Raw genomic sequence first — 12,967 nt, forward strand, 5'->3', positions numbered from 1 at the left:
CACCACGATACGCCGGCTCGCCCGCAGTTCAATGGCGGAAAACGAAAAGGAGTTTTCCGCCAGCCGCAGACACCGGCCGTGCGCCCACCTCAGGCCGGCGCGACCTGCACCGTGCAGGCCGGGCGGCTCTCGGCGATCGCGAAGCGTATCGGCAGGAAGCGCTCGATCACCGCGCAGTTGGTGCGCGTGTGCTCGGTCACCTCGCTGCAGGTGAAGGCGCATTCCTTCTTGCCCTGCCACGCCGCGAGCGCCAGCAGCAGCGCCAGCTGGTCCGCCAGGTGCGGGCCCACGGCCGCCTCGCTCTTCTGGAACGAGCGCAGCTCCTTCACCAGCCCGTGCGCGACCTGCTCGGCGCTCAGCGACTTCTCGCCGAAGGCGGTGAAAACCTCGGTCACGTGCTCGTAGGCCAGCGTGGCAAGCAGCGCATTGCCCGGACCTTCGTTCTGGCGCACCGAGCCGAAGCGCAGTTGCTCGCCCGACCAGCCCATCGCGCCGCCGAGCGTTTCGAGCTCGCGCGTCGGCACGTGGCGCGGGATGCCGGGCGCCAGGCATTCGGCGTAGTTCGACTGGTGCGCACCACGCGCCATCAGGTCGAAGGGCCGCAGCGCACCGGCTGCGGGCACGATGACCGCCTCGACCTCCCCACCGCCGGCCGGATAGAAGCCGCAGCGGCGCAGCGTCAGTTGCAGGTCCGCACCCAGTCGGCGCACCAGCGGGGCAAACGCACGCTCCAGGAAATGGAACGGCGGCGCCATCGGATTGTGCGTGCCGCCGCTCAGGTGCACGCGGCTCTGCGAACCGGCGAGCAGCAGAGGCGGAAGCACCGTCTGCAGCACAAGCATGCAGCTGCCCGCGCCAGAAATCGCGAAGCGGTGCTCGCCAGCGCGCACCGGGCCGGGCGCGAAACGCAGCGACTGCGAACCAAGCTCGGCGCCATCGACTTGCGCGCCGCTGATGGCAGCGGCCGCATTCACGCAGGCGAGGTGCTGTCGCATCAGGCCCGGCTTGGCGCGACCGGCGCGGATCTTCTCGATGGCCATCGGCTGGCCCGTGACCATCGACAGCGCGAGGCTGGTGCGCAGGATCTGGCCGCCGCCCTCGCCCTGGGAACCGTCGAGTTCAACCATGCGGTGCCTCCTCCTGCTTCTTCTGCTGCTCGAACCGCAGCACGGTCTCGTGCAGGAAATCATCGAGTCCTGCCTCCTCGGCACGCGGCAGTGGCGACACCGACTCCACCGCGTTGGCCGCCAGCTCGGCTTCGATGAACGCATGGATGCCGCTCCAGCGCGGGCTGGTCGCGGCCTCGCCGGCGCGCATCTTCACTTCGAGCAGCGCGTTGATCTCGGCGATCAGCGCGGCGTCGCGCACCGGGTCGAGCGTGCGCTGCGCGAGGTCGGCGAAGCGCATCGGAGGCACGCCGGGCTGCGTGCGGATCCAGCGCGCAGCCAGCAGCGGACGCAGCACGTAGAGGTACTTCTTGTAGCGAACCTCGTCGGCCTGCAGGTGCTCGCGGAAGTTCTTCTTCGCCATCGAGGCGTAGTGATGCCAGGCGCGTGCGTTCGAGAACACCGCCTCCGACAGTTCGCGAAAGCGTGGCATCGCCGTCGCGTCGTCGCGGTACACGACGGGCGAGCGCAGCCATTCGAGCAGCGTCGGGTTCGACTCGCGCATCAGGCCCAGGGCCTTGCGCAGATCCCAGCCGTTGATGTCGAGGTCGCCGCTGATCGGCACCTCGATCACGTCCCGGCGCGGCATCACCGTGAGGTACCACGGCAGGCGGTTCACGTAGATGAAGCGCACGTCGTAGTCGCTGTCGGGCGAGGCGAAGCCCCAGCCGCGGCTGCCGGATTCGCAGGCGAAGAGCACGGTCACGTCGTGCTTCGCCTCGATGTCGCTCAGCGCCTCCATGATCTGCGCGCGCATGGCGGGTTCGATCGAATGGGCGGAACGCAGGAATTCTTCTTCGGTACTCATCTTCGGTTCTTCCTTCTTTTTCTTTCTTTTTTCTCTCTTCTCATCGGGCTCGCGTGGCGGCCACCTCGCCGGCACTGTCGAGCTCGTAGACATCCAGGTCGCTGGCCAGGAACGCATGGCCGCGGTAGTGCGCCTGCGTCTCGGCCATCAGCGCCGCCATGCCCTCCTCGTTCTGGTGGCGCGCGCTGAAGTGCGTGAGGATCAGGTTCGGTACCTCGACCGACTGCGCGAACTCGGCCAGCAGGCGTGCCGAGCTGTGCATCGGGCCGGGCCCGATCTTGTCGAGCGCGTCCTGCGTGAAGGTGGCTTCATGCACCAGCAACTGCACTCCCTGGCAGGCATCTCGCAGCAACGAAGGTTCGGCGTTGTCGCCGCCGACAAGCACGCTGGCAGTGTCGACCTGCGTGTCGACGAAATCAGCGCTGCGCAGCAACTCGCCGTTGAAGGGCACGTCCTCACCGCTCTGCAATGCACGCCACGCAGGGCCGGGCGGAAGGCCGACGGCACGCAGCGCATCCGCCTTCAGCCGCACGCGCCGCGTTTGGGCCTGCACGCGGTACGCATGGCTGGGCACGCGATGCAGCAGCGCGTGGCGCTCGATGCGCACGCCGGGCGCCTCGTACACCAGTTGCTGCGCCTCGACATCCACATGCTCGACTTCGTAGGGCAGATGCAGGTCCGTCAGCATGCGCGTGGCCTCGAACCACTGCCACACCGGCAGCGGCGCGATCAGCTTCAGCGGCTTCGTCCGCTTGCCCATGCCTGCGCTCGCGAGCAGCCCCGGCAGCCCATAGCAATGGTCGCCGTGCACATGCGTGATGCACACGGCGGCCAGGTCGTTCAGAGAGAGCGGCGTCTGCAGCACGCGATGCTGCGTACCCTCGCCGCAGTCGACCAGGAACCAGTCGGCGCCGAGCACCGTCTGCACGGCAAGTCCGGAGACGTTGCGATGGCGCGTGGGGGTGCCGGAAGAGGTCCCCAGGAAAGTCAGTTTCATCATCGTCGTCAAGGCCATCGCTCCGTGTTCATCAGCGCACGCCTCGCCGCATCGGCGGCAACGCGCTCCCAGGCAAAGTATCGGCGACCGCCTTCTGGGCGGGCCGCCATCAGCTCATGCAGCTTCGCGAGGTTCGCTTCGCCGCCCCATCGCGCCATGGTCTGGATCGCCACGACGCGCAGGCTCCACCACTTGCTTTCAAGCGCGGCCTCGACCTCGGCGACGGCGCTCGCGGTCGGTTTTGCATCGCCCAGCGCACGAAGGCGATCCGTCTGCTCGCGCAGCAGGTTCGCGCCCGGCGGCGCGTTGCGCAGTCGCTCGCGGCGTGCGCGCCGGCACTCGAGGCATCGTGCGGCGCGGCTATCGATATGCCCGTGCACGACCTCGTACCACCACTTCTGCTGCTTGGCCGTCCACACTTCCTCAGCGCCGCAATCGCGGCAGGTGAAGGGGCGGTCCTCGTAGAAGGCGGGCAGCACGCCATAGGTGTTGTTGTATCGCTCGAGAACAGACCGATCCGCCGGCTCGCAGCCGAGGGCGAACGCGTAGTCGGTCTGCGGCAGACGGACATCTTTCTCTCGCAGACGTGCGGCCGATGCGGCGGCGCGCTCGAGGCGACGCGTCTTGATCTCAGCGCGCCGTTGCTTGTTGCTCTTCTTCATCTCTCGGACCTTTCCAATGCGCGAGTTGCCGCGAAGGAGGGCCCGAGCCCTTCGCTTCTACGGCATCCCCGCCACAAGGCCGTGCACCGGCCTCGCCTTCATCCCTTCACGCATACGACCTGCTTGAGCGTGTAGACCACCTCCACCAGGTCCTTCTGCGCATCCATCACCGCGTCGATGTCCTTGTAGGCCATCGGGATCTCGTCGATCACGTCGGCGTCCTTCCGGCATTCCACGCCTTCGGTCGCGGCGATCTGGTCGGCCACCGTGTAGAGCTTCTTGGCCTTGGTACGGCTCATCTTTCGACCGGCGCCGTGGCTGCAGCTCATGAAGCTCTCGGGGTTTCCCTTTCCGCGCACGATGTAGCTCTTGGCCCCCATGCTCCCCGGGATGATCCCCAGCTCGCCGGCCTTGGCGCTCACCGCACCCTTGCGGGTCACGAGCACGTCTTCGCCGAAGTGCGTCTCGCGGCTCACGTAGTTGTGATGGCAGTTCACCGCTTCCACGTGCGCCTCGAAAGGCTTGGTGATGACCTTGCGCGCGGCCGCGACCACGCGCTGCATCATCACTTCGCGGTTCGCTCGCGCGAACTTCTGAGCCCAGCCCACCGCACGCACGTAGTCGCCGAAGTACTTGGCGCCCTCCTCGAAGTACGCCAGGTCCTGGTCGGGCAGGTTGCGCTGGTGCTGTTCGGCATCCTTCTTCGCGAGTTCGATGAAGTGCGTGCCGATGGCGTTGCCCACGCCACGCGAACCCGAGTGCAGCATGAACCACACCGATCCCGCCTCGTCCAGGCACACCTCGATGAAGTGGTTGCCCGTACCCAGCGTTCCCAGGTGCTTGTGGTTGTTGGTGTTCTTCAGGCGCGGGTAGTCTTCGCAGATCGCGTCGAACTCGTCCACCAGCCCGGCCCAGGCCACGTCGGTCTCGTTGGGAGGCGTCTCCCACGAGCCCTTGTCGCGGCCCATGCGCTTGGGGTTGGATCCGTGCGGCACGGCCTTCTCGATCGCAGAGCGCAGCGGCCCCAGGTTGTCGGGCAGGTCGTTGGCATGCAGCGTGGTCTTGCACGCCATCATTCCGCAACCGATGTCCACGCCCACCGCGGCCGGGATGATGGCCTTGAAGGTCGGTATCACCGACCCCACCGTCGCACCGATGCCGTAGTGCACGTCGGGCATGGCCGCGATGTGCTTGAAGACGATGGGCAGGCGCGCCGCGTTCTCGAGCTGCTTCTGCGCCTCGTCTTCCACGGGCACGCCGCGGGTCCACATCTTCACGGGAACGCCGTTGGCGACTTCGTGCAGGTTGTAGTTCTCGATCTGTTCCATATTTCTCTTTCCTTCTCTCTCTGTACCTGTCTGTCCATTCTTCACGAACGACTGGTGGACACGGCGGGATTCGAACCCGCATCAATACGGCGACCGCGGTGTTTGAATCCAGCGGCCCAGTCGACGATTGGAAACGCGCGCCAGTGACAGACCCGTCATCGGAGCCAGCACCTGCATCCTCAACCTTGCTCGTCGACCGACTTGCCCGCCGCATCCGGTGCTACCCGGACTGCCGGCAACATCAACATTTTTGGCAGTGGCGCTCCCTTCTGTGCCTGCGTGCCCGAAAACAAAAAAAGAGGTGACCAGGAGCGACGGGTTCTGAACTGAGCTATCTGCCTGGGCAGACCGGGACTCGGACCCGGGACCTTCATGGCCAAGACCATGACGCTCTTACCTGTAAACCCGCCTGCATTCACCCCAAAACAAAAAAAGCAGCGACAAGAATCGACGAAACGGCGTGCTCTGACCACTGAGCTACGGTCTTCCGACCGACGGGAGTCGAACCCGCGACCACGAGATTAAGAGTCTGTAGTTCCGCCAGCATTCGCTGCAAAAAAACAGTGCGACAAGGATGGCAAGACATGCCCACCAGTGAACTGGTGTCGGGGCTCGACCCCCGGGCGTCCAGATGTAGTCCTGCCTGCATTCGCACTTCAACTTGGCGTCCCCGTCCGGCGACTAACGTTCGATGTGAGGAGAACATGGTTGGATGTACTCACATCTGCATTCGCCGGACGACGACATCTATCAATTCGTGGGAGGAGTACCACGAGCCGAGCCCGCGGCACTCTCCTGTCCTTCAGATCGAGGTTTCCTCGATCACACCCACCCAGTGGTCGGCGCCCAGGCCACCCGCGGCATACACCGCCAGCAGCTTGAACACTTCGTCGCTGAAGCCGCCGATGTTCAGCACATCGTCGCGCTCCTGCGCCTGGGTCGTCGCATAAGGCTGGATGTCGATGCACACCATCCGCGCCTTCGGGTTGCGCTTCTTGAACGCCGCCCATTCCTGCATGGTGGCGGTACCGCGGCCGCGTGCGGGGTCTGCCCACGACTCGTTGTCCGATACCAGCACCACCAGGTCGGCTTGCGCCTTCTCGCGGTTCAGCAATGCCAGCGGCGCGCTGCACGAGGTACCGCCGCCGCCTACCGCCGCCAGCTTGGCCGCGTTGGTCATCACCGAATCGCGAGGATTCAGTTGCAGCGAAACCACCTTCGTCTCGAAGGGCAGCACGCGCGCATCGGCATTGCGGCGCAGCATGGCGGCAGCCACCAGCGCAGCCACGTCGATGCATCGCACCGTCGAGGTCGCCGAACCGCGGTGCCCCGTCACCGACGAGCTCATCGAGCCCGACACGTCCGGACACACCACCACGCGGCCCTCGAACTCCGGCACGTTGGCCAGCGCGAGTTCCATCGCGTCCTGCAGCGCTTCCTTCACCACATGCGGCACATCGGCACCGGCAGCCTTCCAGGCCGCCATCAGCTGGTACGGCAATACACGAGCCTTGGCCACCGCCTGCGGATCGCGCAGCTTGGCAGCCACTGCTTCGGCAAGGCCGGGCAGTGCGAACACGCCGTGGCGGGCGAAGGTGTTCAGGTTCTGACGCACCATCTGCCACGAACCGCGCTGCGCAATCTGCGCCCACGCCTGCGTGTCCAGCTCCAGTGCGGTCAGCATCTGGAACGGCACATCCGGAACCTCTTGCGCACGGTCACGCTTGAAGCGCTCGAAGGCCTGCGTCACCGGAGGCAGCGCCTCCAGCGCATACGGACGATCGATCAGCCATGCGAACCATGCGGCGCGCCAGGCTTCGACGGGCTTGGGGTGAACCATCTTCACCACATCCGCCAGCGACGGCGTGTTGCCCACGGCAGCGTTCAGCAGCTGAGCCTCGGTCGCCTCGAGCAGCCATTGCTGCACCAGCTTCTTCGGACGCGTACCCAGGGACTTGCGGCCCACCGCACCGGATCGCAGCATCTGCACGAAGTTGCGCAGCATCTTGCCGTTGTCGACCACGCGGCCGAACACCTTAGCGAGCAGCGACACGTCGCGCACCGCCAGCGTGGCGGCCAGCAGCGCCGGCATGTCCTTCATGTGGCCTGCGCGGCGGGCATACACGGCGGTCTTCGCCACGAACACCGGATCGATCTCGCGGGCGAGGGCCAGCACGGCGTCCAGTTGGTCCTGGGCCTGTGCGTGGAACGTGTTGTTCAGGCAGCCGGTGGCAGCGAGCTGCGCCAGACGATGCTTGGGGGACAGCGCATAGGCGGCGGCGCCGGCTTCGTTGCGGGCATCGGCAGCGGGTTGCAGGGCACCGCGCAGCGTCTGGAAGAGTTGAAGGTTGGCCATGCGACTTCTCCTTGTTCGGTTCTTTTTTGTCGGTTGTTTTCTTGAGTTGCGATCCTTATTGCAACGGGTGTGCCAGCGTTCAGCCTCCTGGTGATTGATCTTTCCAAGCCATTGATTTGATTGAGTTTTTTCTAATCAGACACGATCAATCGCCTCTTACCCATCTTTCTCAACTGATCATTTCCTATAATTTTGGATAGCCATTTATCCAAATGAAGAAGAAACCCATCGTCGTCATCGGCTTCCTCGGCACCCAGCTCGACGCCGGTCAGGGCGCGGGCCGCTGGAACAAGTGGCGACCCACCGTCTCGCTCGCGCAGCACGAAGACATGGTCGTCTCGCGCATGGAGCTGCTCTACACGCTGCGGCACAAGGCGCTGGCCGAGGTGGTGAAGGCCGACATCGCCACCGTGTCGCCCGAGACCACGGTCAACCTCGTGCCGCTCGACCTCGCCGACCCGTGGGACTTCGGCGAGGTCTACACGCGCCTTTACGACTGGGCGCGCGGCTACAGCTTCGATACCGAGCGCGAGCAGTACTGGACCCACATCACCACCGGCACGCACGTCGCGCAGATCTGCATGTTCCTGCTGTCCGAATCGCGCGTGGTGCCCGGCGTGCTCGCGCAGACATCGCCGCCGAAGAAGCAGCGCGAGCGCGAGGCCGGCAAGTGCACGCTGATCGACCTCGACCTCTCGCGCTACGACGTGATCGCGCGGCGCTTCGACGCGGAGCAGCGCGACGCGGTCGCCTTCCTCAAGAGCGGCATCGCCACGCGCAACGCGCGCTTCAACGCGCTGATCGACGAGATCGAGCGCGTCGCCGTGCGCTCGCGCGCTCCCATCCTGCTGGTGGGGCCGACGGGCGCGGGCAAGTCGTTCCTGGCGCGGCGCATGTTCGAGCTGAAGCAGTCGCGCCACCAGATGACGGGCCCGTTCGTCGAAGTGAACTGCGCGACGCTGCGCGGCGACGGCGCGGCCTCCACGCTCTTCGGCCACAAGAAGGGCTCCTTCACCGGCGCCGCCGCCGACCGCGCGGGCCTGCTGCGCACCGCGCACCAGGGCGCACTCTTCCTCGACGAGATCGGCGAGCTCGGCCTCGACGAGCAGGCGATGCTGCTGAAGGCCATCGAGGAGAAACGCTTCTTCCCCGTGGGCGCCGACAAGGAGGTGGAAAGCGACTTCCAGCTAATCGCCGGCACCAACCGCGACCTGCGCAGCGACGTCGCCGAGGGTCGCTTCCGCGAAGACCTGTTCGCGCGCATCAACCTCTGGACCTACGACCTGCCCGGCCTCGCGAAACGGCCGGAGGACATCGAACCCAACGTCGACCATCTGCTGGCCCTCCATGCCGCTGAGAACAACCGCGTGGTGCGCTTCAACGCCGAGGCGCGCGCCGCCTACCTGCGCTTCGCGCAAAGCGGCGAGGCGATCTGGAGCGGCAACTTCCGCGACCTCTCGGCCAGCGTGACGCGGCTGGCCACGCTGGCCGACGGCGGGCGCATCCCGGTCGCGCTGGTGGAAGCCGAGATCGCGCGGCTGCGTTGGCTGTGGAAGCACGCGGGCACCGCGCCGGCCACAACCGAAGGAGTGGATCTCGATGCCCTGCTCGGCGAGGAACGCAGCGCAGCGCTCGACCTGTTCGACCGCCTGCAGCTCGAGGCGGTGGTGCGCGTCTGCCGTCAGTCGCGCAGCCTGTCGGACGCGGGCCGCCAGCTCTTCCAGGCTTCGCGCGCGCAGCGCAGCGTGGTGAACGACGCCGACCGGCTTCGCAAGTACCTCGCCAAGCACGGCCTGGAATGGGGCCGGATCGCCAACGCCTGAGCTATCCTCCGCCGCCATGGCCATCTCCGCATTCGCCGTGAAGGTTCCCGCCGCCGAGCCCATGGTGGGCGACCTGCGCCGGCTCTACGACGCCACCTCGGCCCTTGGCGTGCCCGCACACATCACGGTGCTCGTTCCATTCATGGACCCGGCGCGCATCACGCCGGAAGTCCTGGAGCGTGCCCGACAGGCCCTGAGCCGAACACCATCGTTCTCCTTCGCACTGAACGAGGTCGGGCGTTTTCCGGAGACCGCGTATCTCGCACCTGAGCCGGCGGCACCATTCATCGAGATGACGCTGGCGCTCGTGGAAGCGTTTCCCGAATTTCCGCCGTACGGTGGCGAGCACGACAGCGTCGTTCCGCATCTGTCTGTGGCGCACGGCAAGGCGCTCGATGCAGATGCGGCGGCGGACGAACTCCGAGCGCGCCTGGCCGCATCGGGAGCTGTGCATGCGGCCTGCACCGAGATCGCGCTGATCGAGAACTCGACAGGCAAGTGGCGCGACATGCACGTCTTTCATCTGCGGCGTGCAGCCTCGTTCTTGCCCTCCATCCAATAAGAACAACACATGCCAGAAATCTACATAAGCACCGACGTCGAATCCGACGGCCCCATCCCGGGCCCGAACTCGATGCTCAGCTTCGGCTCGGCCGCCTACACGGCCGACAAGCAACTCGTCTCCACCTTCAGCGCCAACCTGCACACGCTGCCCGGCGCTCAGGCCGACCCCAAGACCGCCGCATGGTGGAAGACCCAGCCCGAGGCCTGGGCCGCGTGCCGCGCCGACCTGCAGGACCCGGCCAACGCCATGAAGAACTACGTGAGCTGGCTCAAGGGCCTGAATGCGCGGCCGGTGTTCGTCGCGTACCCGGCGGGCTTCGACTTTCTCTTCGTCTACTGGTACCTGATGCGCTTCGCGGGCGAGAGCCCGTTCAGCCACTCGGCACTCGACGTGAAGTCGTTCGCGATGGCGATGCTGAAGCTCGACTACCGCGACAGCACCAAGCGCGCCATGCCGCGCCGCTGGTTCGACGCCGGGCTGCCGCACACGCACGTGGCGCTCGACGATGCCATCGAGCAGGGGGCGCTGTTCTGCAACATGCTTGCGGAAAGCCGCGCGGCTGTCGCCGGCGGGAAGCCCGCATGAAGGGCGGCGCGATGCGTCGCTGGTTCGGAAGGCTGGCGTTTTGCGCCTTGCCGCTCTTGCTGGGCGGCTGCGTACAGTCGTTGTTCTACTACCCCGACAGCGTTCGCTACGAGACGCCCGAGGCGCTGGGCATGCGCTACGAGAACGTGCAGTTCACCAGCGCCGACGGCACGCGCCTGAGCGGCTGGTTCCTGCCCGCGGAGAACCGCCAGGACCCGAGGGAAGCCAAGGGCACGGTGGTGCATTTCCACGGCAACGCGCAGAACATGAGCACGCACTGGCGCTTCGTGGCCTGGCTGCCCAAGCGGGACTACAACGTGTTCGTGTTCGACTACCGCGGCTACGGCCAGTCGGAAGGCAAGCCCGAGCCCAAGGGGGTGTTCGAGGACTCCAACGCGGCGCTGAACTACGTGCGCTCGCGCAAGGACGTCGACCCCGAGCGGCTTTTCGTCTTCGGCCAGAGCCTGGGCGGCACCAACGCGATCGCGGTGGTGGGCTCGGGCAACCGCGCGGGCGTGAAGGCCGCAGCCATCGAGTCGACCTTCTATTCCTATTCGGCGATCGCCAACGAGAAACTCAGCGGCGCAGGCCTGCTGGTCAACGACGACTACGCGGCATCGAAGTACGTGGCGGCCATATCGCCGATTCCGCTGCTGCTGATCCACGGCACGGCGGACCAGGTGATCCCGATCTCGCACTCCAGGCGGCTGCTGGCCGACGCGCGCGAGCCCAAGCGGCTGATCGAGGTGCCGAGCGCCGCGCATCTCGAACCGATGACGGCCCTGCGCTACGGCTCGGCCTACCGCAAGGCGCTGACCGAGTTCTTCGAGTCGGCACTCCATCCGCTGCAGCAATGAGACGACGGCCATGAGGCATTTCGACGAAGCCGCCACCCGCGCGCCACTGTCCTTCGACCGGCTGGTTCCTGCGCTGCGCGCGGCCTTCGCCGCCGGGGCGCAGGTGCCGCCGCGCCACGTGCACGCCATCGAGACCGAGGCGGCCAACGGCAACGGCGGCACGCGCAAGGGCACCGTGCTCATCATGCCGGCGTGGAACGACGCCGGCTTCCTGGGCATCAAGACGATCAACATCTTCCCGGCCAACAGCGAGCACGGCCTGCCCGGCCTGCACGCGACCTATGTGCTCTACGACGCGCGCACCGGCGTGCCGCTGGCGATGATGGACGGCAACGAGATCACCGCCCGGCGCACGGCCGCCGCCTCGGCGCTGGGTGCGTCGTTCCTGGCGCGGACCGACGCTCGCCGGCTGCTGGTGCTGGGCACAGGCCGCATCGCGCGCATGCTGCCGGCCGCGCATGCGAGCGTGCGGCCCATCGACGAACTGTGGGTATGGAACCACCGGCCCGAAGGCGCGCAAGCGCTGGCCGCGCAGTGGCGCGCCGAAGGCTGGAACGCGCGCGCGGCACCAGACCTCGAAGCCGCGGTGCGGCAGGCCGACATCGTGAGCTGCGCGACCCTGGCCACCTCGCCCCTCGTGCGCGGCGAGTGGCTGGCTCCGGGCTCGCACCTCGACCTGATCGGCAGCTTCACCCCCGCGATGCGCGAAGCCGACGCGAGGTGCTTCGACGGCGCCCTGACCTGGGTCGACACCGACGAGGCGCTGCAGAAGGCCGGCGACCTGCTGGACGCGATGACCGCCGGAACGCTGCGCAAGGAGGAAGTGCGCGGCACGCTGGCCGCGCTGTGCCGCGGGGAGCGCCCGGGCCGCTCGGACGACGCCGAACGAACCGTATTCAAGGCCGTCGGCAGCGCACTCGAGGATCTCACCGCCGCCACACTCGTGTGGCAGGCAGGCAACGCCGGCTAAGCCTTACGGCTTAGCCCAGGTTGTCTTCTCCTACATCTGGATACGTCATGTAGCTAATAGCGAACATGGCGCATCGCAGTTAATGTGCTCCCATCATCGAACCCGGGGGCTTGAGGCGCTCCCACCATCGAACCGGGGAGCACGCCATGCTGAGCACTGAACATAAAGCCAACATCCTGCGCAAGGCCGGGTACGCCGTGCCCGCGGTCCCCGGGAGCGCCAGCAGCCCCTACCAGACGGTCCAGTGCTGGGCCAAGGCGATCGAGACGCTCTACGTGACGTACGCCGCGAGCCGCGCCGCCAAGAGCCTGCGCGACGCGGAGGAAGCCCGGATGCTGGCCCTGCTGCAGATGCGCTCGGCCAGGGCCCTGGCCTGAAGCTCAGGCCTGTTCCAACCCGGTCAGCGCCGGCACGGCGCGCCGCTCGGCTTCAGGGTTTCTTCTGCTTCTCGGGCGCGTCGTTGCTGCCGCCGCGCGACAGCTGGCCTGCCTTCATCGCCTCCCGATTGGCCGCCCGGCGCTTGGCCGTCGCGGCGCGGCGTTCTTCCCTCGACATCCGGGGCGCGGTCGTCGCCCGGACCTCACCCTCCTGCATCTGCGGTCCGCGCGCCGCGGCGGCGCCTTCGGCGCGGCGTTCCTTGCGAGCCTCGGCGCGCTCCGCCTTGGTGGTGGGCGCGGTGGGCCGGGCCTTGCCCTGGGAGGGATCCGCTTCGCCCGAGGACTGGGCGGACGCCACCTGCACGACCATCATCTGAGCCAGGGCCAGGCAAGCCGGCACGAGCATTTTTTTCATTGCGATGACCTTTCAGCACCCGCAAAGGCACGGGGCGGGGGCATTGTGGTCAGGGTGC

General features: G+C 66.8%; 13 protein-coding genes and 1 tRNA gene. 6 read left to right on the top strand and 8 right to left on the bottom strand.

Annotated elements, in window-relative coordinates:
• Window positions 1-89 precede the first annotated feature (89 nt).
• From rtcA to FHY06_RS33515, 7 genes are all read right to left on the bottom strand, one after another.
• Window positions 90-1,127: an RNA 3'-terminal phosphate cyclase gene (gene rtcA, locus FHY06_RS33485; protein ID WP_184607573.1), complete on the bottom strand. Its 1,038-nt coding sequence runs from the start codon at window positions 1,125-1,127 to the stop codon at window positions 90-92.
• Window positions 1,120-1,974 (bottom strand): nucleotidyltransferase domain-containing protein, encoded by an 855-nt coding sequence (locus FHY06_RS33490; protein WP_184607574.1) that lies wholly within the window; start codon window positions 1,972-1,974, stop codon window positions 1,120-1,122. The genes rtcA and FHY06_RS33490 overlap by 8 nt, the downstream gene beginning before the upstream one ends.
• 40 nt (window positions 1,975-2,014) lie before the next feature.
• Window positions 2,015-2,971: a ribonuclease Z gene (locus FHY06_RS33495; protein ID WP_260310856.1), complete on the bottom strand. Its 957-nt coding sequence runs from the start codon at window positions 2,969-2,971 to the stop codon at window positions 2,015-2,017.
• An 8-nt stretch (window positions 2,972-2,979) separates the two neighbouring features.
• Entirely contained in the window at window positions 2,980-3,633 is a 654-nt protein-coding gene (locus FHY06_RS33500; RefSeq protein WP_184607576.1) for a zinc-ribbon domain containing protein, read from the bottom strand.
• Window positions 3,634-3,731: 98 nt separating this feature from the next.
• On the bottom strand, window positions 3,732-4,961 hold the full coding sequence (locus FHY06_RS33505) for an RtcB family protein (protein WP_126184596.1): 1,230 nt from the start codon (window positions 4,959-4,961) through the stop codon (window positions 3,732-3,734).
• A gap of 340 nt (window positions 4,962-5,301) precedes the next feature.
• A tRNA-OTHER gene (locus FHY06_RS33510) sits at window positions 5,302-5,442 on the bottom strand.
• A gap of 321 nt (window positions 5,443-5,763) precedes the next feature.
• Window positions 5,764-7,317: a vWA domain-containing protein gene (locus FHY06_RS33515; protein ID WP_184607577.1), complete on the bottom strand. Its 1,554-nt coding sequence runs from the start codon at window positions 7,315-7,317 to the stop codon at window positions 5,764-5,766.
• Between the two features lie 212 nt (window positions 7,318-7,529).
• Here FHY06_RS33515 and rtcR point away from each other — a divergent pair, with 212 nt between their 5' ends.
• The 6 genes from rtcR to FHY06_RS33545 all read left to right on the top strand — a co-directional run bounded on the left by rtcR (window position 7,530) and on the right by FHY06_RS33545 (window position 12,494).
• Entirely contained in the window at window positions 7,530-9,140 is a 1,611-nt protein-coding gene (gene rtcR, locus FHY06_RS33520; protein ID WP_184607578.1) for an RNA repair transcriptional activator RtcR, read from the top strand.
• A gap of 16 nt (window positions 9,141-9,156) precedes the next feature.
• Entirely contained in the window at window positions 9,157-9,702 is a 546-nt protein-coding gene (locus FHY06_RS33525) for a 2'-5' RNA ligase family protein (protein WP_184607579.1), read from the top strand.
• A gap of 9 nt (window positions 9,703-9,711) precedes the next feature.
• On the top strand, window positions 9,712-10,290 hold the full coding sequence (locus FHY06_RS33530) for a 3'-5' exonuclease family protein (RefSeq protein ID WP_184607580.1): 579 nt from the start codon (window positions 9,712-9,714) through the stop codon (window positions 10,288-10,290).
• Between the two features lie 47 nt (window positions 10,291-10,337).
• Window positions 10,338-11,147: an alpha/beta hydrolase gene (locus FHY06_RS33535; protein WP_260310857.1), complete on the top strand. Its 810-nt coding sequence runs from the start codon at window positions 10,338-10,340 to the stop codon at window positions 11,145-11,147.
• Window positions 11,148-11,157: 10 nt separating this feature from the next.
• On the top strand, window positions 11,158-12,117 hold the full coding sequence (gene lhpI / locus FHY06_RS33540) for a bifunctional Delta(1)-pyrroline-2-carboxylate/Delta(1)-piperideine-2-carboxylate reductase (RefSeq protein WP_184607582.1): 960 nt from the start codon (window positions 11,158-11,160) through the stop codon (window positions 12,115-12,117).
• A gap of 146 nt (window positions 12,118-12,263) precedes the next feature.
• On the top strand, window positions 12,264-12,494 hold the full coding sequence (locus FHY06_RS33545) for a hypothetical protein (RefSeq protein ID WP_184607583.1): 231 nt from the start codon (window positions 12,264-12,266) through the stop codon (window positions 12,492-12,494).
• 52 nt (window positions 12,495-12,546) lie between these two features.
• Here FHY06_RS33545 and FHY06_RS33550 read toward each other — a convergent pair whose 3' ends face one another.
• Window positions 12,547-12,909: a hypothetical protein gene (locus FHY06_RS33550; RefSeq protein WP_038115491.1), complete on the bottom strand. Its 363-nt coding sequence runs from the start codon at window positions 12,907-12,909 to the stop codon at window positions 12,547-12,549.
• Window positions 12,910-12,967: the final 58 nt, after the last annotated feature.

It is taken from the genome of Variovorax atrisoli (genome assembly GCF_014195185.1).
GTDB lineage: Bacteria > Pseudomonadota > Gammaproteobacteria > Burkholderiales > Burkholderiaceae_C > Variovorax > Variovorax atrisoli.